Annotated in this window: 21 protein-coding genes, 1 other RNA gene and 1 riboswitch; of the genes, 1 reads left to right on the top strand and 21 read right to left on the bottom strand. The window is 47.9% G+C overall.

What is annotated here, in order from left to right:
• Positions 1 to 97: 97 nt before the first annotated feature.
• The 17 genes from HMPREF3201_RS03105 to HMPREF3201_RS03025 all read right to left on the bottom strand — a co-directional run bounded on the left by HMPREF3201_RS03105 (position 98) and on the right by HMPREF3201_RS03025 (position 15,801).
• The gene (locus tag HMPREF3201_RS03105) at positions 98 to 448 is read right to left on the bottom strand and encodes a desulfoferrodoxin family protein (RefSeq protein ID WP_062411694.1); all 351 of its coding nucleotides are present in this window, start codon (positions 446 to 448) and stop codon (positions 98 to 100) included.
• A 223-nt stretch (positions 449 to 671) separates the two neighbouring features.
• The gene (locus tag HMPREF3201_RS03100) at positions 672 to 1,673 is read right to left on the bottom strand and encodes a sirohydrochlorin cobaltochelatase (protein WP_062411693.1); all 1,002 of its coding nucleotides are present in this window, start codon (positions 1,671 to 1,673) and stop codon (positions 672 to 674) included.
• A gap of 175 nt (positions 1,674 to 1,848) precedes the next feature.
• Positions 1,849 to 2,028: riboswitch (cobalamin riboswitch) on the bottom strand.
• A gap of 33 nt (positions 2,029 to 2,061) precedes the next feature.
• A complete protein-coding gene (locus HMPREF3201_RS03095; protein WP_062411692.1) occupies positions 2,062 to 2,574 on the bottom strand; it encodes a ferritin in 513 nt (170 codons plus the stop codon).
• 131 nt (positions 2,575 to 2,705) lie between these two features.
• On the bottom strand, positions 2,706 to 4,037 hold the full coding sequence (locus tag HMPREF3201_RS03090; RefSeq protein ID WP_227163105.1) for an AsmA family protein: 1,332 nt from the start codon (positions 4,035 to 4,037) through the stop codon (positions 2,706 to 2,708).
• Positions 4,038 to 4,314: 277 nt separating this feature from the next.
• Positions 4,315 to 5,475, bottom strand: a complete 1,161-nt coding sequence (eis, locus tag HMPREF3201_RS03085) for a GNAT family N-acetyltransferase (RefSeq protein ID WP_062411690.1) — start codon at positions 5,473 to 5,475, stop codon at positions 4,315 to 4,317.
• 12 nt (positions 5,476 to 5,487) lie between these two features.
• Positions 5,488 to 6,354: a DUF2156 domain-containing protein gene (locus HMPREF3201_RS03080; protein WP_368075181.1), complete on the bottom strand. Its 867-nt coding sequence runs from the start codon at positions 6,352 to 6,354 to the stop codon at positions 5,488 to 5,490.
• Positions 6,355 to 6,415: 61 nt separating this feature from the next.
• A complete protein-coding gene (locus HMPREF3201_RS03075; protein WP_062411688.1) occupies positions 6,416 to 7,027 on the bottom strand; it encodes a DNA-3-methyladenine glycosylase in 612 nt (203 codons plus the stop codon).
• The gene (locus tag HMPREF3201_RS03070) at positions 7,024 to 7,773 is read right to left on the bottom strand and encodes an IclR family transcriptional regulator (RefSeq protein WP_062411687.1); all 750 of its coding nucleotides are present in this window, start codon (positions 7,771 to 7,773) and stop codon (positions 7,024 to 7,026) included. Before HMPREF3201_RS03070 ends, HMPREF3201_RS03075 begins: the two co-directional genes overlap by 4 nt.
• 21 nt (positions 7,774 to 7,794) lie before the next feature.
• Positions 7,795 to 8,931 (bottom strand): efflux RND transporter periplasmic adaptor subunit, encoded by a 1,137-nt coding sequence (locus HMPREF3201_RS03065; RefSeq protein ID WP_062411686.1) that lies wholly within the window; start codon positions 8,929 to 8,931, stop codon positions 7,795 to 7,797.
• Positions 8,932 to 8,952: 21 nt separating this feature from the next.
• Positions 8,953 to 9,198: a pro-sigmaK processing inhibitor BofA family protein gene (locus tag HMPREF3201_RS03060; protein WP_062411685.1), complete on the bottom strand. Its 246-nt coding sequence runs from the start codon at positions 9,196 to 9,198 to the stop codon at positions 8,953 to 8,955.
• 7 nt (positions 9,199 to 9,205) lie between these two features.
• Positions 9,206 to 9,796: a recombination mediator RecR gene (gene recR, locus HMPREF3201_RS03055; protein WP_062411684.1), complete on the bottom strand. Its 591-nt coding sequence runs from the start codon at positions 9,794 to 9,796 to the stop codon at positions 9,206 to 9,208.
• Entirely contained in the window at positions 9,796 to 10,113 is a 318-nt protein-coding gene (locus HMPREF3201_RS03050) for a YbaB/EbfC family nucleoid-associated protein (RefSeq protein WP_062411683.1), read from the bottom strand. Before HMPREF3201_RS03050 ends, recR begins: the two co-directional genes overlap by 1 nt.
• Before the next feature lie 26 nt (positions 10,114 to 10,139).
• On the bottom strand, positions 10,140 to 12,161 hold the full coding sequence (gene dnaX / locus HMPREF3201_RS03045) for a DNA polymerase III subunit gamma/tau (protein ID WP_062411682.1): 2,022 nt from the start codon (positions 12,159 to 12,161) through the stop codon (positions 10,140 to 10,142).
• 41 nt (positions 12,162 to 12,202) lie between these two features.
• Positions 12,203 to 12,428, bottom strand: an RNA gene (ffs, locus tag HMPREF3201_RS03040) — signal recognition particle sRNA large type.
• Between the two features lie 108 nt (positions 12,429 to 12,536).
• Positions 12,537 to 13,661: an outer membrane beta-barrel protein gene (locus tag HMPREF3201_RS03035; RefSeq protein WP_062411681.1), complete on the bottom strand. Its 1,125-nt coding sequence runs from the start codon at positions 13,659 to 13,661 to the stop codon at positions 12,537 to 12,539.
• Between the two features lie 134 nt (positions 13,662 to 13,795).
• Positions 13,796 to 15,337: a M20/M25/M40 family metallo-hydrolase gene (locus HMPREF3201_RS03030; RefSeq protein ID WP_062411680.1), complete on the bottom strand. Its 1,542-nt coding sequence runs from the start codon at positions 15,335 to 15,337 to the stop codon at positions 13,796 to 13,798.
• A 14-nt stretch (positions 15,338 to 15,351) separates the two neighbouring features.
• Positions 15,352 to 15,801 (bottom strand): GtrA family protein, encoded by a 450-nt coding sequence (locus HMPREF3201_RS03025; RefSeq protein ID WP_062411679.1) that lies wholly within the window; start codon positions 15,799 to 15,801, stop codon positions 15,352 to 15,354.
• A gap of 198 nt (positions 15,802 to 15,999) precedes the next feature.
• On the opposite strand from HMPREF3201_RS03025, the gene HMPREF3201_RS03020 reads away from it, so the two are divergent.
• A complete protein-coding gene (locus tag HMPREF3201_RS03020; protein ID WP_062411678.1) occupies positions 16,000 to 16,434 on the top strand; it encodes a MarR family winged helix-turn-helix transcriptional regulator in 435 nt (144 codons plus the stop codon).
• Between the two features lie 256 nt (positions 16,435 to 16,690).
• On the opposite strand, the gene HMPREF3201_RS03015 is transcribed toward HMPREF3201_RS03020, so the two are convergent.
• The 4 genes from HMPREF3201_RS03015 to HMPREF3201_RS03000 form a co-directional block, all read right to left on the bottom strand.
• The gene (locus HMPREF3201_RS03015; RefSeq protein ID WP_062411677.1) at positions 16,691 to 17,059 is read right to left on the bottom strand and encodes a Rid family detoxifying hydrolase; all 369 of its coding nucleotides are present in this window, start codon (positions 17,057 to 17,059) and stop codon (positions 16,691 to 16,693) included.
• A 48-nt stretch (positions 17,060 to 17,107) separates the two neighbouring features.
• The gene (locus HMPREF3201_RS03010) at positions 17,108 to 18,427 is read right to left on the bottom strand and encodes an L-cysteine desulfidase family protein (RefSeq protein ID WP_062411676.1); all 1,320 of its coding nucleotides are present in this window, start codon (positions 18,425 to 18,427) and stop codon (positions 17,108 to 17,110) included.
• A gap of 56 nt (positions 18,428 to 18,483) precedes the next feature.
• Positions 18,484 to 19,743, bottom strand: a complete 1,260-nt coding sequence (locus HMPREF3201_RS03005; RefSeq protein ID WP_062411695.1) for an SLC5/6 family protein — start codon at positions 19,741 to 19,743, stop codon at positions 18,484 to 18,486.
• A gap of 323 nt (positions 19,744 to 20,066) precedes the next feature.
• Positions 20,067 to 20,626: helix-turn-helix domain-containing protein (locus tag HMPREF3201_RS03000; RefSeq protein ID WP_062411675.1), on the bottom strand; the 560-nt coding region annotated here is incomplete at its 5' end.

Below are 20,626 nucleotides of genomic sequence, written 5' to 3'. Positions count from 1 at the left end.
ACTCCCGTGTAAAGGAATTGTCAAGACTATATGTAGAAAAGATATATACAAAAAAAGACCCGCCTCCATGAGGCGGGTCCCGGCAGATACGAAGCGATTAGAATTCAGCTTTCCAAATGCCGTGCAGATTACAGGATTCATATACGACACCAGAGTCGACAGCTGCGAAAACGGCTTTCGGAGCTTCACCCGGTTTCAGGAATTTAACTTCCAGTTTGTCGTCCGTTGCCAGAGCGATCCATTCGATGTGATGTTCTTCGAGCATCGGATGTTCTACGGAACCAACGGTAACTTCAATGGTATCACCAACGCGTTTTACGTCAGGGATATGTTTTTCTTTGGCTGCGTCGACAGAACCGACGGCGATCGGCGTTGCGCCTTCTACGATACCGCTAAGCAATGCAACTACATTTTTACCTTCAAGCTGATAGAATTTTACGTCTTTCATGATAACTCCTCCTCTGTGAATGGTTCAAATATATGATTAATAATAGGGTAAGCATAGTTAGGTATTGATCAACAAAGCTTTATGTTTGTTTTATTCTACCTTATGAAGTCGGCCTTGTCAACCGATGCATGCGTAAAGAGCATGTATATAAAAAGCAAGAAAATAAAGGCCCTGACCGTATTTTGTCAGAGCCTTTATATGTGAAAACTATCCGAAAATCAACTTATTCCGCTTCTAAAGCATTCCAAGCTTCATCGGCACGTTCGACGAACATGTGGCGGATTGCGTCGTTTTCACCGAGGCCGTGGATATAGGTTTTGACCGTAATACCATTTTTTTCGAGGATGCTCTTATGGGAATCTTCTTCAGCGCCGGCCATATCGTTGTTGGCATGGTCGCCAGCAACCATCATCATCGGCATGAGGGTAACCGTTTTAATCCCCTTAGCTTTTAACATCGGGATGACCGTATCTAAATGGGGCCAGCCTTCGACGGAATAGATGAAGACGTTGCCGAGTTTTGCCGAATCGAGGCGGTTCTGAACGACGGAGTAGTACGCATTAGCCGGGTGCGGTGTGCCGTGAGCCATGACCAGGACGGCTTCTTTTTCACCGATTTTCGGGAACTGCGTCGAGAATGCCTGAACGAATTCTTCAACGTCGTCGCGCTGATCTTCCTGTCCCATCCAATACATGATCGGCGTACCGAGGGTCATTTTCTTGAAGTCATTCTTGTAGAGGTCAAAAATAGCCGAGTCATAGGCGTATTCCATGCCCGGAATGACGTCGAGAGAGGTGATGGCCACACGGGTATAGCCGTCTTCTTTCAACTGTTCCAAAGCTTTTTCCGGCGTCGGGATATCGAGGCCTTCTTTGGCTTTAATGCGGTCGACAATGATATGCGACGTAAAGGCTACGACGACTTTCTGATTCGGATGAGCAGCCTTGATATCGGAAACGGTCTTGTCGATCGTCTTTTCGCGGCTGTCTTTATACGTCGTACCGAAGCTGAGTACTAAAATAGCGTCTTTGTTGGCAGCGTTCTGCATGGCCGGGTTATTGTAAGTGCGGACACCGATTTCAGCAGCCTGTTTTAAAGCCGGCGTAGCATCTTTTACTTCCGGATTCAAGGTGTATCCGGCCGCAAAGGAGGTCGCACCAAAGGCACCAATGGACGTAATAGCCAGGGACAGAATCAAGGCGGTTTTCAATTTTTTGTGAAGCATATCAATCTCTCCTTTAAATAAGAAAATAAAATATATACATAAGCGCTCACCATCGATGATTCCCATAAAAAAAGAGAGTCTCGCATAGATGTTTCTGACATTATGCGAGACTCTTCCTAGTCTATATCGTCGTAAGTTCTGACTATCAATCGCCATCCCCATCGCTCGCAGGTCAATCGGTGATTTTTAACCAGGCAGTTCTTCTGGCTCAGAATCACAACCTTGCTGCGCCTTCCCATACGAATCCGTACAGTGGCATCATAGCAGCCAGGCTCCTCCTTACAGCGGCGGGACCGCGCCGGTCTTTCACCGGACTTCTCTATTAAGCTTACGCACCTGATATACGCTATGTAGTTGTAAAGAAAGAGTAGTCGACCGATGCCTTATCTTATAAGACTAAGGTCGGAGCTACATAGGTACGAGCCAATAATTCCTGGTTGAGGGAATAGAGGCCCTTCGGATCTTTACCGAACAATTCGTATTTCTTAAGCAGGTCGTCGGCGTTCTTTTCTTCTTCGCCCTGTTCTTTGACGAACCAGTCGAAGCACTGCATCGTGCGGTAGTCATGGACGCTGTCGGCAGCATGGTAAATTTTATTGATTAAGGAAGTTACATACTGTTCATGAGCCAAGCCTTCTTTGAGGACGGCTTCAGCGCTTGCAAAGTCGTTCTGCGGCTGTTTAACGGCATCAAAAATAACTCGTTCGCCATTGTTGTGGAGATAGGTCCGCATCAGCAGAGCGTGATCATGTTCTTCCTGAGCCTGGATATCGTACCAGTTGGCAAAGCCATCGAGGCCATTGTCATAGAAGTAGTTGGCAAAGGACAAATACAAATATTCAGAGAAAAATTCTTCATTAATCTGAGCATTAATTAATTCTTTTACTTTTGCATCAAGCATAGTAATACCTCCTTGATTCCTTTCTCAAAACTCGCATAAAACGGGCTTTTTATTTAAGCAACTTTATTATAACACATTTTGCATGGACTGGAATATAGTTTTATCTATTTTCTAAAGAAAATAATTATTAATTAGTTGGAACCGGGTCCCTTATGGTGACTATGGCTGCCATCCTTATAATCGACATGGATGGTCCCCATATGCACTTTGCCGTCGACGATGGACAGGGCATTCGTCGAAACGTCACCGAAAAACATGGACACGACGACATCCTGGAAGTGAAGGTTCTTCCCATCCTGAGCAAAGGATCCGGAAATACCGCGGAAAGGCAGACCATGATAGCGGCCGGGACCGGCTTGAAAATCACCATAAATGGCTTTCGTACCGGCCGTACGGTTTTCTTCCATATGAAGGTTGAGATCGACATCACTGCGCAAAAATAAGTCATGGGCGGCAATACTGCCTTGGAGCCCCGTTCCAACAATGTCTGCCGTGTAGGATTTATTATCTAAATTGACGTGCCCCTGTCCCTTCATGGAGCCGCCGAATACACCGGCCGTGACATCGCTGATATCGAGGATTCCTTTTTCATAGTGGACCTGACCTTTGACATCGGTAAAGACCAGGGTCGTAATATCAAGTTTATCCATCGTCAAAATGCCGTCGATGACAGGCTTATCCAAGGGGCCTTTTATGTCAGCCGAAATCGTAGCCGGATCGTCAATATCAAGACCGGCGCCAAGGGATTTTGGATTGCATTCCGTAAGCAGGAGAAAGAGATCATACTGCGGCGTCTCCGGTGCAAAGTCGATACTCCCTCTTATGCGCAGGGATTTTGCCGCCACGGTACCTGAAAAAGGACCGGCTTGTAAATTGATATCCGTCTTACCCTTGGTATGGATATCGGCGACTAAGTCGACGTCTTCCATGGTAAAGTGCCGGTACGGTGATTCGGCCTCAATGACGCTGTGGTGCAGCTCAATATGGCTGTCAAAGGGACGATTGCCCTTAGGCCCGGTAATTTCAATGACCTTCTTCCCACTTTTCTCGCCATCGCCGGGATGGGACTTAATGTGTTGGAGTTCCATCTTGTCGTTAAAAATCAAGTGGAGATAGGCGTTATTCAAGGTTACCGTTTCCAGGGTCTGAGTCCCGATGCGCCCGGTGAGGATATCACGAATTTTGACGGTAAACTCGCCTTCCGGCACCTGTACTAACTTATGTCCATCCTCATCGACCCACAGTAAATTTTCAAAGGACACGGTCCCGCCCGGTGTCGCCGTCAATCGCTCTACCGTAACCGTTCCCGGGAAGAGCTGTCGCTCAGCAACGGTCTTGTTAAAAATATCGGCAGCCTTGTAGCTCATATAAAAGCAGATGCCGTAGAGGGCGGCGGCTAAGACAAGGATGACAATGAGGCCTCGTTTGATCTTTTTCTTATGACGCTGAACCCAATTTCGCACGATAGCCTCCTTGCTTCCATACCGCATTTCTTCCTGAATTCAAAAGATAATAAACAGCCTGTCAGGGACAAGCCCTTATTTACAAGTTTACAAATTTCGTAAACGGTGGATAATACATAAGCCTACGATCCGCATATCTGCTGGAATACATCTATTATAAACCAAAGTAAATTCGTTTCAAACTCATCCATAAAAAGATTTTCATCTGAGTCTTTCGCCAGCCTCGATCGTTATAAAAAATGCTGCCCCCGGAGAGACAGCATTCCATATAGCAAATTCAATACCATTCGTTGATCCAGTTTTTTTCAGTTGGGAAGAGTTTCTGCAAGACATCGAATCCCTGATCTGAACCTTGAAGTTTTTCGTTGAACACCAAATCGTTTACGTCCATGGCACCAAAGACCAACAGGGCCAGGGTACCGATAGGCATGGTAACATCGGCAGTTTTTGACATTTCTCGTGTGACAATTCCCCGGCCATTGGTTACGGTCAAGGTAAAAGTACCACAGTTCCAATCGGCCAGGGGATCTTCCGTATGGAAGGTGATAGTCCCATCAGCACGGTAAGGCTGCTGCTCTAAAGCACCTTTGACGTCGACGATACGGCCGGTCATGAAAGGCATCGTTTCGTGCCCCGATTTACCATCGGGATAGAAGCGATAAGACTGGTCGTGAATGCCTTCGTTCCACTGAAAGGCTTCCCCTTGAGAACGATGGTTGTACATATAGCCGAGAAGGCCGGCCTTGCCTTTGCGGCAGGTATAGACGAATTCACCGCTGACGATGGTCGGCTGCCCCAGTTGATAAAAGGCGTAGCCGATAGGCCTATCGCCATCGAAGCAGACGGCGATATTACCTTCGCCCAGTTGGGCATCGATGTGACTCCGCCAGCTTTTTTCATCACGCAGAGCGTATCCTGACAGGCCTTTCGTGTAGCCCTCGTAAATGGCTGCCAAGTAGGGCCACTGGTCGCTGCTGTTAACGAAAGCATAGCGGACGGTGCGATCCGTCAAGGGTCGCAAGGCTTCAAGTGGTAACGTTTCTTTCCACTGATGGCAATAAAGTTCATAGCCATAAGGCTGATAGAAACCAGCCTTGCTGGGCATGAGGATATTGACGTAATGGCCGCGTCGTTTCATTTCAACTAAGGCCGCCGTGAGCAGTTTGCCGCCGATGCCGCCGCGCCGTGCTGCCGGGTGCGTCGCCAGTCCTACGATATAAGACGTGTCGATGGCTTTGCCCCGCAATGACAGGGTATAGGGATTGAGGTGCGTCAAACAGGCCATCTCATCGTCTTGGAAGCCGATGAGGACATTTTCCGGCTGATAAAAATGATTGAAGTACCACTGGAAGAAGGGATCTTCCCGATGTTCAAAGCAATAATCCCAAAGGCTTTCGACGAGGCCCCGGTCTTCTTTAGAAGCTAAGCGGAAATCCATAAAAAGGCCCCCTTATTTCTGACGCAGTGTGACATCGTACTTTTCTACGAAATGGTCCGGATTATACGATTCCTTGGAATGGCGCAGGCCGGGAATCCCCATGTCTTCTTCACGGTTGATATAGGTCGTATGGCCCCAGGCGTGAACGACGAATTCATGGTTAATGGCCTGGTACAAGCCGCGGATCGTCGGATCACTCTTTTCAAAGTGGATGATGGCCGTATCGTCATTGAGCATTTCACCGATAGAAAAGGCGACGATTTTATTGTACATGCGGATGGCACCGCCTGTCGGCTGCAGGACGGACCAGTTATTGAATACCGTTTCGATGGCATGGCGTTCACCTAAGAGTTCATTGTCGTCATCGCCGTCTTCGTGCTGATTATACCAAGTCTTTTCGGCTTCCAGACATTCATCAAAGATATCTTCCGTAATGGGCACATATTCCCAGTTACCGATATATTGATTGCGGAAGTGATTGAGATTATTTTTCTTCTGACGGAATTTTTTACCGGATAAGTTGATCAGGCTCTGGGTCAAGTATACGTATTCGTAGTTATCCCGGTCAGGCGTGAAGTCATAACAGTCTTCACAAAGAGCCTTGATTCGTTCGACAGCTGCCGGCGTAACGCCCTTCATGAGAAAGGGATGGTTGTGTTCTTCGAACCACTCATGCATGCGCAGGACGCCTTTTACAAAGCTGCCGTCTTTACGGGCAAAAGGCGGGATCCAGAACTGTTTATTGCCGCGTCCGGAACGTACATAGAGAACGTTGTCTTCTTCGGCCCACTGGATTTCATAAGGCTTTTGCCAGGCAAACAAGGTCATAAAGGTCGCATCAGCCTGTTCATACCGCTTTTCATTAAAATAGGCATCGATGAGCGGTTTATCTTCTAATCTAAATTCTCTGAATTGAATAATAGTAATCTCCCCCTAAAAGTTACAGCACCTTAGATACATAAGGATTGTCATTAATATAAAAACGCCAGGGAAAATGTTTTCCATACGTCGCGTAATCGATATTAATGCGCGTCGTCTGCACGATATCCACGGCAGACACAGTGTCACTATGAGCGATGTAGAGGCAGGCCCCCGTTAAATCAAGCTCATTCTGTTCTCTGGTAATTCCAAAGGCCTGACAGAGCTTCCCCGGCCCGTTTGTCAGGTTCTTGCCGAGTTTCTTCGCCTTACGGCGCCCGGCCATCAAATCCATTCCAATAACCGGTTCGACAGCACGAACGAGGACAGCCTGTCCCTGTCCGGACGGACCGGTAACGACATTGAAACAAGAATACATTCCATAAATCAAGTAAACGTAGCTAATTCCTCCACTATGAAACATGGGGGCTGTACGGCTCGTCAAGCCTCGAAAGCTATGAGAACCGTCGTCAGCTACGCCGCCATAAGTACAGCCGTAAGCCTCGGTTTCCACAATCCGTCCGGCACAGAGGCCGTCTGGCGTCTGATGAACGAGGTATTGTCCCAAAAGCTTCGGCGCAACGGCCACGGCATCGGATAAAAATTCTTTAGGCGTCCAAGCAGAGCCTATCATGATTTTTTCCGATACCCTAGGGAATGTGAAATTTCATAAGCAAATTGACTGGCTTTAAACAGCATCTTTTGACGAATAGAGTCATAAAAACGCATGGACGGACCGGCAATCGTCAAGGAAGCAATGACCTGTCCTTCGAAGTTAAAAATAGGAACGGCCAGGGCAAACAAGCCATGTTCGCTTTCATCCTGCGTAATGGCATAGCCATTATGACGGATGGAAGCAAACTCTTCTTCGGACATGTTGCCGTATTTATCAATGTAGCCTTGGCGTTCGTCATCATGAGCCCAAGCTAAAAGCACCTTGCCGGCAGCGCCCTTGTAAAGGGGCAGGGACTCCCCTATGGGAATGACCCGTCGCAGCGAGTGGGTACTTTCTACGTGGTCAAGACAGATGCGAAATTCACCTTCTGCAATGTAAATACTGACCGTTTCATTAAACAACTGTTGTAAACGTCGTAAATAAGGTTTAGCCAAGGTGACCACATTCTCCGTCCAGTGCGATGAGTATCCAAGAGCCAGCGCCTTAGGTCCCAGGCGGTATTTCTTGGAGGCATCACTGCGGGTCAGGTATTGACGGCGTTCCAGCGTGTTTACAATGCGGAATGCCGTCGACGTGTTCAGGCCCGTATGCTCGGCGATTTCCTTTAAGGTCATCCCCGTATTGCACTCGACGAACAAATCGAGGACATCGAGGCTTTTTTCCAGAGATTTCAATAAACTGCTCTGATGTTCATCTTTGCCCACTGGCCTCACCCTCCCTTGAAATTATGACTTTACACTCATCCCGATTTCCAGCGAATCAGGTGGATCGGAAACGACAATATCGCCTTCTTGAAGACCGTCCAAAATGACGACGCGGCCATCCGATTCATCGCCGGTCAAGACGGAACGGGCGTCGGCCAAACCGCTGCTGTTAACGATATAAACGAAATCACCGCTGTCCTTGGTGCGTACAGCCGTCTTAGGAACGGTAATCTGTGAAACTTCCTGCGGCGTTGCAATGCGGACGTGGTAAAACTCACCGGGAACAAAGAGGTTCTTGGCGTTATTAAAGGTGACTTTTGCCATATAGGAACCGGTTGACGGATCTTTTTCCGTCGCTAAGTAGGTCAGTTCCCCCGTTTCCGTTTCGCCCGAAGGCGCAATGATGGAAATTTGCAGACTGCCCGTATTCTTAGCATCGGACAAAGCCTTGACATACATTTCCGGTACGGCAAAGGTGGCGACCAACGGGGACATCTGTTGGATCGTCGCCAAGATACTTCCGGCAACAGCGATAGACGGATTGTCGGATACAGCCGTTACTCTCCCTTCGATAGGCGAATAAATCGTCGCATTCCCCAGCATGTCGCGAGCCGTCTGAATGGCCTGCTGGAGCTGGGCAATCCGTTCCTGATTGACCGGTGCGGCTTCCGGAACCTGAACGGTCTGAGATCCGCCGCCTGAATCGGCCATCATCTGATTGTATTCAACCTTGGATAAGGCCCCCATATTATACCAGGCTTTGAGTTCTGCCCGGCGGCCGCCATTATCACTGCTGCCGCTGTCCGGAACGGTAACCGTCCGATACGTCGGAGCCGCTGCGGCAGACGCCGTTACCAATTCGGCTTCAGCCTGGCTTACACTCTGCTGATACGGTGTCGCGTCGACTTGGGCGACGACGTCACCGGCTTTTACCTGCTGACCGACAGCCAGGGGCGTCGATACGAGTTTACCCGAGATTTTTGGAACGATGTTGGTCACATTCAAAGCTGTAATATTAGCGTCCAGGGTCAGTGCTACGGGATGGTTCGATTTAGAAACCGTCTCCGTCTCCGTAGACACGCTGTTGCCGCAGCCCGTCAGGATTGAAACCGCTAAGGCCGCAGTACAGGCCAGGACAGCCCATTTCTTTAATTTCACGATATCCCTTCTTCGCATACGTTAAAAAAACGTGTAATACAACGTAACCAGCACGACGCCGGGCAGGCCAAACAGGCCGATGATCAAGCCTGTTGCCAGGGTAATCGGAACGTGCTGAAAACCAAAAAGATAGCCAAAATGATTGACGCCATATAATACGATAAGGCCAATGATGACATTGACCAAGAGATGGCGCATGGGTGTCAAAATCACCTTATGCACCAAATATAAGATACCGACGCCGATGGCTATCGAAATAAACTCCATACCTTCCTCACATTTCCTGCCGATTGGCAACGGCACCGGCCAGTGTCGCTTCGTCGGCATATTCGATATCGCCGCCCATCGGAAGTCCACGGGCAATGCGGGTTACGCGAATGCCGGCCGTCTTGATGAGGCGCGACAAATATAAGGCCGTTGCTTCACCTTCAACGTCAGGGTCGGTGGCCAGGATGACTTCCTTTACATCGGTATTGCCCAGACGCTGCAGCAATTCACGAATGCGCAGGTCCTCGACATTGACCCCGTCCAAGGGAGAAAGGGCTCCGTGAAGGACGTGGTATAAGCCGTGGTAATCACCGCTGCGCTCGATAGCTTGAACGTCCTGCGGGGTTTCGACGACACAGATCGTCGAATGGTCGCGGCTGGTATCACTGCAAATCGGGCAGGGATCCTGGGACGACAAGTTGAAGCAGACCGAGCAAAAATGCATATTTTCCTTGGCATCGCGAATGGCGTTAATAAATTCATCGACGCGGCCCGCCGGCTGTTGAACGATGTAATAGGCCAGCTTCCGAGCCGTTTTAACGCCAATCCCCGGCAGGCAGCGAAACTGCTCGGTAAGCTTGTCTAACGGCGTATCCATTAGAACATTCCCGGCAGGTTCATCCCGCCTGTAATCTTGCTCATTTCCTGAGCCATCATGTCATCAACCTTCTTGCTGGCTTCATTGACAGCGGCTACCATGAGGTCTTCCAGCATTTCGGCATCTTCCGGGTCGATGATGCTCGGATCGATGTGAACGCTTTCGACATTTTTTTCACCGTTCATGACGATGGTCAGGACGCCGCCGCCAACCGTCGCTTCTACAGTGCGTTTTTTCAAATCTTCCTGCAGTTTCTTCATTTCCTTCTGCATCTTCTGTACTTTTTTCATCATGCCTTGCATATTTCCACCAAACATTTGATATCCTCCTGTTTCTTTCAAGCTTATTTTTTATTTTCTATATATATATTACAATCTCCCACCGTTTTAATCAATGGGCCGAGAGCGGCCCTTTCATCGGCACTCATGTCGTCGACCGAGGCCGGCTGCCACGCATCTTCATCAGATTCGGGAAGGTCGGCAGGAGCTGGAATATCGGTTTCAGGTATTTCCGGCGGCGGTACCGGTTCTGGTTCAGGCACCGGTTCAGGGTTCGATACAAGTTCCGGTTCAGGATCCGGAGGCTGAACGACTTCCGGAGCAGCCGGAGTTATCGAGGTCGCCGGGGCTGGCGTTACGGCTTTATGCTTTTTTTTTTCGTAAGCCTTCAGTTCGTCGTCGCCTTCGAGGAAGCCCTGCATGTGATAGGCTCCGCCGAGAACCGAAGACAAGGCCGCGTCAGTCAGTTTAAAGTAATCTTCACGATTGGCCCGTTTAACCATAAAGGCCGTCTTAAAGGCGACGATGACCTGTCCTTCGCCGATGTAAACGACGCGTCCATTGCGGATACAGGATAGGACAGCTTTCTTTTTTTCCTTGTCGAGAATGGCGCACATCTTAGCCCAAACATTCTGATAATCGGCCGATACGACAGGAGATGCCTCTGATGCCGCAGGCTGCTGAGCTGCCGCCTTTGATTCCGGCACAGTCTGCTGAACCGGCGGGGCCTGCTGATGATCTACCGAAGGAACCGGCTTTTGACCGGTCGTCATGGCAGTAACAGCAGGGGGAGCTTCGCTTCCAGTCTGCCTGTTAGCAGACGGCACTGCCCTTTGCGGAGTCGATGTAAACTCTTCATCGGGGAAGGGAACGACTTCTTCAGGCGCACCAAAAGACTGATAATCATCTTCTTCCGGCACAGGAATCGCCTCGTGGTACTGTTTTTTAGGCGCTGCCTTCGGAATCGGTGCTCGTGCGTCAGGTACGGCGTTTACAGGCTGGGTCAATTTACGAGCCGCCATGAGCAGTCCCATTTCAACGGCAATGCGCGGAACCGGCGAGGTTTTCGCCATCAACAAAGCCTGCTGCAAAACGTCGACGACTTGAAAAATAGCTTCCGGCGCTGCCGACTGAGCTTGTTTACGGAGTTCATCCATGCTGTCGCTGTACGCAGACAGTGTATCCGATTCAGGCGCGGCCTGACAGAGCATGAGGGCCCGCAAATGGGCTAAGACCTCAGTCAGGATCACTCGCGGTTCTTTACCCAGTTGAATGATATCATCGACGCCCTTGATGATGACATCACTTCGCCCGTCAAAAATGGCCTGTGCCAAGGAAAAGAGCCAGTCTTTCCCGATGAGTCCCAGTAAATCACGGACGAGTTTTTCATCGACGGCACCGGACGTGTTGCTGACGCATTGGTCGAACATACTCAGGGCATCGCGCATACCGCCGTCGGCTTGGACGGCCAAAATATGGGCGGCACCCTTGGTCAATTCAATCTGTTCCTGTTCCGCCACGTAGAGCAGGCGTTTGGCAATATCGTTACTGGTAATACGGCGAAATTCATAGCGTTGACAGCGCGACAAAATCGTCAGCGGGATCCGTTCCGGTTCGGTCGTAGCCAGGATAAAGATGACGTGAGCCGGCGGTTCTTCCAATGTCTTCAGCAAGGCATTAAAAGCTTCTGTCGTCAGCATATGGACTTCGTCAATAATATAAATTTTCTTATGCCCTTCGACAGGCATAAATTTTATCGTTTCCCGCAAGGTGCGGATATCTTCAATACTGCGGTTGGAGGCGGCATCGATTTCGACGACATCTAAGGATTCGCCGCTCATGATATGGAGACAGGCTTCACAGGCATTGCAGGGATGGGCCGTCGGTCCGTGAACGCAGTTCATGGCCCGGGCAAAAATCTTGGCCGTACTCGTTTTCCCGGTCCCGCGAGGGCCCGAAAAGAGATAGGCATGCGCTACCTTGTCCGTCTCTATCGCTTTTTGCAATGTCTCCGTAATATGGGACTGGCCGACGACATCTTCAAATCCCTTAGGCCGCCATTTACGGTATAGTGCAATGTATGCCATCGATACCTTTCCTTCCGTATATGAAAAAAAGCAGCTAACCGCTGCTTTTACCAACTGAAAAGTACTCGTGTATGGTAACCCGCCAGGTTTCCTCGTGGCACATGGAAAGATCTACTTATTGCTGCTTCCTCTCGGACCTGACAAGGTTCATAGGTTCCCATTGCACAAGCCCCAACGGATTACCACGCACCAGTACTCTTATTAAGTTAGCTACATTATTATATCGTGAAAAATCGATTTTGGCAAGAAAATTTCTAAAAAAATCAAGAATTTCTTTCAATGACGCCTCCGTCAGTCCTTTCTCTGTATATAAAAACTCGCATGGCAGCTGCCATGCGAGTTTTATGTACGGCTTCAAAACGATGAAGCTGAATCTTAGTAGTGATGCCAAATATCGACGCGGCGATTATCAGCACGACCTTCTTCAGTATCGTTGGTGCTGGCCGGATCGGTCTTGCCCTTGTAATCGAGGACCATCTGCGATGCCGGAACGCCCTGGCTTTCTGCGTAAGCTGCGACGTTGTCTACGCGGCGTTTCGAGAGGTCATCGTTGTAAGCGTTGCTGCCTTTAGCATCGGTATTACCGACGAGTTTAAAGGTATCGTTCGGGTTTGCTTTAGCAACCTGGACGAAGTGATCCATCTTTGCTTTTTCAGAGGCCAACGGCTGGTCTTCGTCAAATCCGAAGTGAACGCTTTCGAGGTAGTAGTCGTTAGCCGGAGCTTTGGTCGGAGCCGGAGTGTAAACCGGTTCTTGTGCCGGAGCTGGGGTGTAAACCGGAGCTGCCGGTTCCGGAGCTTCTTCCTTAGGACCACCGCCAAAGCGATAGGAAACGCCAGCGATGAAGCCTTTATAAGAGATGTTAGCATCGTCATTTAAATAGAACGGAGACGAGTTCTTATCACCGAGTTTCGTATTTAAATAGCGGTAACCGGCGTTGATATCAAGGTCCGGCGTGACGTGGTAACCGAGACCGGCTTCCCACATAGTCGTGTTCTGCGTGCCCAAAGCACCTTTAGCGTAAACGTCGAGTTTATCAGCAAGCGGTGCTTTTGCAATCAAACCGATCTGAGCGATATTGTTGGTATCGGAGGCAGAATAACCGTCGCCGCTAAATTTATTTTCGATGCGGCTCCAGCCGGCATAGGCTGCAAAGTTCTTATTGATGGAGTAAACGGCGTTGATTTCATGCTGAGCACCATCAGTGCCAGCCGTTTCGCGGTTGCCGTCGGTTTTCAGGCCGTAGTAGTTGTACTGCAAGCCCCATTTATCCGTAAGGCCGTAGGTTACGCCGCCCTGGAAGTTCCAGTTGGTATCGGTGCTGATAGTACCACCTAAACCATCGACTTTATCGCCATCAGCGGATGCCTTCGTATTCCAGGCGCCCAAATCAACCTGCCACTGTCCTTGTTCCCACTGCGTCTGCGGCGCAGCAAAAGCTAAGGATGCAGAGCATGCTGCCATCACAGCAGCCAAGACTAAAGATTTTTTGTTCATCATCAATCCCTGCTTTCTTGTTTGAATTTAATAGTGCCGCTTACGACATTATTATTGCATAGTATACCATATTTGTTTTACAATCACGTCACATTTTGCAATGCATTTTCATCATTAATTAAGAATATTGATACTTCTTAGGAATCTATATTTCCTATATATGACAAAATAGCATCCAAAACGGCCGGCAGTTTTTCCGATACACTCTCGATATTGACCCGTTCTGTCCGTTCATGAAGGTCTTTTCCCCAGGGTCCTAAGAGCATAAAGGGAATTTGCAGCTTCTTTAAACTGCCCAAATCAAAGGGATAGGCCTTGCCCCATAAGAGCAGGTTCTTTTCAATCATCTTTTCATTGAAGTTCGGGTCGACACAGCAGTAACTGCAATCGGAAACACCGTTAAAATAACGATTAAACTGGATCTGTTCCATAGCCGACAATTTTTCCAAGAGGCCCGTGAATTCAGGATTGGGAGCCGCCAGACTGTCCGCAGCCGGATAGTACGGCGGGGCAAAGGCGACGACGGCCATGGGTGTCGTAATACCGGTAAAATCGAGAATCTGCTCTAAGAGGCGAATCGTTTCTTCAACATAGGTGCTCTTACCGTCTTGAAGGGCTACAAAAGAGGCTTGTTTAGCCGACTGGTAGAAAACATCGAAGCCCGGATAAGCCATGGCCTGCTGCAGTAGTTCTTCAGCACTGAGGACATCCATATTCAGGTCGCGTTTCATATTCTGAGCCAAATCATGGACGGCACGCCGCGTTTCTTCCAATAGGACGTACATGACATCTTCCGGCGTCTTATGGTAAGTAAGGAGATTGAGTGCCGCTGCCACCCGCTGGGGCAGGGTAACGTCGTACCGTTCCTTTCGATCGCGAAGGTAGACCCAGGCCGGAGGCGGTGTCTGCTCGCCGTCGCAAACGTCGGTCAGTTCTTTATTGCCCTCCGTATTGGCAATGAGCTGGGACAAGACGCCCAGCGGATTGATGCCCGTATCATAGAGGCCGATGTGAACGGGTTTACCTTGAACGAAGACAACAGGCTGTATCTTGCCGACTGTTCCGGTAAACGAAACGAGCTCGCCCTTTACTTTTCGGTTAGGCTCACTATCGATGAGGATGTCGTAGGTCAAGTGATAGGAATTGCGCAGTTCATTGAGCAGTGTGATCGCCGTCCGCATCCCGGCCGAATACGTTTCTTCATCAGGCAGGGAGAGATAGAGTAAACTGGCGTTTCCCGGCTTTTCAGCATAGTCTTCAAAGACGGCCAACTGTGCTGCCGCCCCGCCTTTCATATCACAGGACCCGCGGCCAAAGAGCCATTCTCCGCTTTCAAGGTCACGGCGAACGTCTTCACTCATGTCTTTATGGGCCAGTGCTTTTTGCAGTTCTTCCGGATCAAAAGCCTGATCCCGCAAATTTCCGTAAGCTTCGATATCGACGACGTCGTGATGATTCATAAAAATGACCGTGCGATTGGTCTTCCCCCGGATGAGGCCGTAAACAACGGATCGTTCACACCGGTCATTGGGTACATGGATGAGGCCGCTGATCACGTCCATTCCAGAAAAGAACTGCTGTAAATACAATTCAATCTGCCGTTCTTTCGGCGTATTCGTCTCGCTGTCGATATGAATCATTTCCTGCAAAATTTCCATAATTCTTGCTGCCTGTGCCATAAAGACACCCCCTTTTATTTAAAAATCCATTTTTTGCGCGATACGTAATTCCAAACGGTAACGATGGCGCTGGCCATGATTTTTGAAATCATGGGATTTAAGCCCAAAAATGACGGTGATGTAAACAGCCACATGAGCAACAGGTTCCAGCCAAGGCCCATAGCGCTGACGATAAAGACCAGGGATACTTCGGTTCCTCGCTGATAGCGGCTACCGCTGTCAAAGACGAAGCGGTTACAAAGAATATAATGATACAGCGTCGATAAGGCAAAGGCCATGGTCGTTGCCGTTAAGACGATCTGCGTCTGTACAGAAAAGACGGCCGCCGATGACAGTAAGCGGAAAAAAATATAAAACATGGCCCATTCCAGTAAAGCCGCCGAGCCGCCTACCAAGAGGTACATAAAGAGCTTCATGTATTCATTATCCGTGTAGTCAAAGCCGAATATTTTCTTTTGTTTCATAGGTTTCCTCAGTGTCCCTTCCTCATACGCTTGATTTTCTTGTTAACCTCAATTATACGGCAGGATAGGCAGAATTTCTATATCCTGGCAGTTTTTCTTTCATTTCAAGAAAAAATTGATAGCTATATATACTGAAATATGATAAAATATATAGTAATTAGTAATACGAAATATTTCCAGAAAGAAGGAAGATATCCTGTGGATTACACGAGATGTATTAACTTTTTACTAACTATTTCACAGCATGAAGTGTTCCTAATCTTTTCCGAACACCTGGCAGAATTCGGCATTACTCCTGGCCAATACGGCGTTCTGGCCTGTCTTTGGAAGAATGAAACCCTGACGCCAAAGGAAATTGCCACCATCCTCCGCGTCGAAAACTCAACTATTTCCGGCGTTCTCGACCGGATGCAGAAACGGGGCCTTATCGACCGCATCCTGGATCCGAAAAATCGCCGCAGTATCCGCGTCAAACCGACAGAAGCCGGCATGGCCATCCGAGAACCGGTACAGCAGAAAATCGAAGAGCTGAATGACATGGTCTTCAAAGATTTTACCCCCAAGGAGCGGGAAGATGCGTTGAACCTCCTGACACGAATCGGAAGAGTATGTTCAGCAGACCTGAAAGGATAATCAAAAAAAAGCACTGTCGTACCTACGTCAGTGCTTTTTTTTCACTAAGTTTCTATAAACTGTCAGCGAATCGGTAGCAAAAGGCTTCAAAGAAAGCATCGCCTCAGCAGAAAACAGATTATAAAAGTGTCCCGCCGTGACCCAAAAATTCCTAAGGCCAACAACATCACAGAGAGTGTCCATACATTCACAAATAAAAAAGAGCTTACTGCCTAGACAATCAGTCAAAAGCAGTAAGCTCTTTTCAGACTATTCTTTATACTTCGGCAATTACTTCGATTTCACAGAGGAAATGGGCCGGGAGCTCCTTTACAGCTACGCAGCTGCGGGCTGGTTTACTGATAAAGGCTTTTTCATAAATCCCGTTGAATACGGAAAAATCAGCCATATCCTGTAAGAAACAGGTCGTCTTGACTACCTTCGAAAAATCCGTACCGGCAGCTTTTAAAATAGCCTCAATATTTTTAATGGCCTGTTCGGTCTGCTGTTCAATGCCTTCTAAAAGCTTACCTGTTTCAGGATCGACACCGGCTGAACCCGAAATGTAGACCATTCCATTAGAAACGACAGCTTGAGAATACGGGCCAATGGCCTTCGGTGCATCTTGACTTACAATGATTTTCATATTAAAAATCCCCTTTCTTTAAATCCTTCTTATGTCTGCGGCCTTTGATTAAGCCGGTGACTGTGCTTTGTTCTTATTCATCATGATATGGAGTACTTCACAATCGGTCTGCTGCATGCCATTCGAAGCGAGTTTACCGATATTTTGAATGCACTCATCGGCAGAGTCAGAAACTAAGCCGTCGGTGCCTTCAACACGAATACCAGCTAAGGCCATCATGACTGATCGATAAGCAATTTCGACAGCCGACGCTACTTTCATAGAACAACTGTCAGCCGCTCCATCACAGACCATGCCGACAATCCCGCCATTCATCGAGGCAATGGCCCTGCAAATCGTCTGATAGGGAGTTTTAGTATCCAACAACCAGGCCATACCGGCAGCAGCACCCATGGCAGCCGTTACGACGGCACAAAAAGCCGATAATTTCGGAAGGTAACCGTGAGCATAAATAGCCACCATATTCGATAAAGCCAGAGCTCTTATCCGTCGCTCTTCCGACACCTGTAAATGATCGGCGACAACCGTCACCGGCTCGGAAGCCGTAATCCCCTGATTACCGGACCCAGAATTAGTCATGGCCGGATAGGGAGCACCACCCATGCGGGCATCCGATGCAGCGGCCGTACGAAGTTGAATATCCCGCGATAAATCCGTCGATAACACGCCCTGTTCAATTCCGGCTTTCATCGTACAGCCAATTTTCAGCCCATAATCTCCACGAAGGCCTTCTTTTGACAAGACATCGTTCAACAGCTCTGCTTCCCGGATAAATCGGATATCTTCAAGGGGTACGCCTTCGGCAAAATCTAAGATATCTTTCAGGCTCAATGTCTGAAGGAAAGCCGTCTTATCCGTCTCGCCTAAAGTCGAAGTGCTTTCTTTTTCAAATAAAGTATCGCCGTCTTTCTCAATAAGGACGACATGAGTGTGATTATCGACGATAACGACTTTCACCCAATGGTTCGTTCCGTGTACTTCAGCTTCTGCATATAGAACGTGTTCTGTATCCTTTTTGATATCAACGGATACGCGGCCTGCTTCGATCATGGCTTTGCTTTCAGCCAAAGCTTTCGGTGACAGAGATTTTAAAACCTGCAGTCCTGCCTCTGCATCGCCGCCTAAAGCACCGACTGCTGCGGCAATCATTAAACCAGGCATTCCGGTACCGGGAACCATAACTCCCATGCCGTTTTTCATCAAATTAGCTGAAACCAAGGCTTTTATCGATTGAACAGGCTCTCCCAGTTCCTTTGCTGCCATCGCGGCCGCAAAAGCCAGAGAAATAGGTTCGGTACATCCCGTAGCCGGTTTGACTTCCTGACGAATTACATCGATCATCTGATTCCATAAATAAGTTGATTCCATAGTCCTCACTCCGATTGTTATAGTATAGGTTTAGTTTACATTCCAAATTCCCGCGTTTACGAAAAAGCCAAGAAGGGCGATATAATCAATAAAATACCTGTTGCGATGATTAAATAAAGGGAGATACCTTTTAATTCATGCAGCATCGGTACTTTATAAACCAGATAGGCCGGAATCAGGCAGCCGATGAGGCCAAATACGGGACTGCAAATGGAGGTAAAGCTTAACACAGGAGCATTTAAAATAATGGCGCCCCACGAAACGAGAACAGCAAAAATTAAAATTCCGATCGATACAGCCCGGACGTTGATATTATCTTCCGGCATCAATCGTTTTAAACAGTTCATGGCAATGCCGCGGCAGGCTTCGCGGAATCCTAAGAATACGCCGAAGAAAGCCGTAACGACGGCAAAAATATTTAAAATCAGGCTCATGATTTTAATAGAATTACCGGGAATCCCCTGGGCTGCCAAGGCTAAGGCCGAGATATTATTGGCATAGGCGATGACGGCCTGATCGTGTCCCATGGCCAAATTAAAGGAAATGGCATAGAAGAATACGGTAACGAACAAGACGCCAAAAGCAATATTCATCGCCCGAATCGACTTATACCTAGCCACTTCAATCGACTTATTATGGGAGCGATAAGAAATAACCATCGGACTCAAGCTCTGTAAAAATAAAATCGAGGTCAGGGTAAACGGAAGCATGATGATCGTTTGCTTAATGAGATAGCCAAAATCGGGGAAGGCCCCAATGTTAGCTAGATTCCAGTGCTGAATCATGATAATGCCTAAGACGGCGACGACACAAAGCTTCGTCAGAACCATGAGTGTCGAAATTTTAAACAAGACTTTCTCACCGCGGGACGCCAAAGCAACCAAAGCGCAGATAATGCCCAATCCATAGAGCGGATTTTTAGCTAATGATTCACTAGTTACGCCAAAGGTGACTAAGAAAGATGCGCTGTCATTATTGATAGCCGTAGAATAAACGAAGACCCAGATGATAAGCATCAAGAAGTACAGCAGACCTAAAAAGAGCCCCCAGTTTTTGCCTAAGTAGTTGCCAATGACACTGGGGTAGTCTTCGCATCGTTCCGATTTAGCCAGGGTGTTGATAAAAAGCCGCTGGAACAAGTACATAGCCGGATAGCCGATGATAGATGACAATAAGTAGATCCAAATCCCAGCTAAGCCTACCTGTACCGGTAAAAATACGATACCAGCGCCGATAGCCATGCCGATACTCATAATGACCCAGCCCCAGTCCGTGCTGTCAAACTTGACGGCTGTCAGCCATTGTTCCCGGCTCATGCCGGCTTTTTCCCAGTGAGTTTTCTTCTTCTTTACGAGTTCCCGCTCTTCACCTGAAGACGGGGTAAGTACTTTTTCCATATTTTCCATTCTCCTTTTCCGATAGCATATGTACAAATCAGTGATCCCCTTATCAGCCATTTGTACGTCATGATTTACTAGTCCCCCTCTTTGTAATAAAATATTATCATAGTAATAATTATTTTTCAATAAAATAAATTCATTTAAACTCGCTTTTTACGAATGGACATTAATCGTTTAATCTAAAATAAGTATAGTTTTTTCTCTAATAAAAAAACGTCCTTTTATAAAGGACGTTTTGTCTAATGACTATCAGGATTATTCTTTTTAACACGATTCAAATATCGATATACAGTGGGCTCAGATACTTCAAGCGCTTTTGCCAAGGCATACACACTTCCCTTGAGCACAAACAAACCATTCTTATATAACTCTTCAACAATGGAAATTCTTTCCTCTGGAGAAAGACGGCCTGCTTCAGCTTCAAAAGGTTCCAGCGCCCGTTGAATCAGGTTTTGTATGACATCGTCTACGGTAGGATACATACTCTCCGATATCTCTACCTTATGAAGGTGGGTATCATCGGATACGATAGCGCCTTGCATGCCATCAATCCGTTTAGCCGGATCCATCAAAATAAGCTGATCCAACTGCTTGCGGACTTCTACATAGTGCTGAACGTCATAATTTAAACAGAGGGCACCGATGCTTTCGCCCTGTTCATCATGGATAAAATACGTCGATGAGCGCAGTGTATGTCCATTAAAACTTTTCCCATAATAGTTTGTAACCGATTGCTGATGCTGTTTCTTATCCATTTGAAGCAGCTTTAAAATCAAAACCACCAGTTTAACTGGTGGTT

This window comes from Megasphaera sp. MJR8396C (assembly GCF_001546855.1).
GTDB lineage: Bacteria > Bacillota > Negativicutes > Veillonellales > Megasphaeraceae > Megasphaera.
Note: the sequence above shows the minus strand (reverse complement) of the source record. Positions and strands in the feature narration are given on the sequence as shown.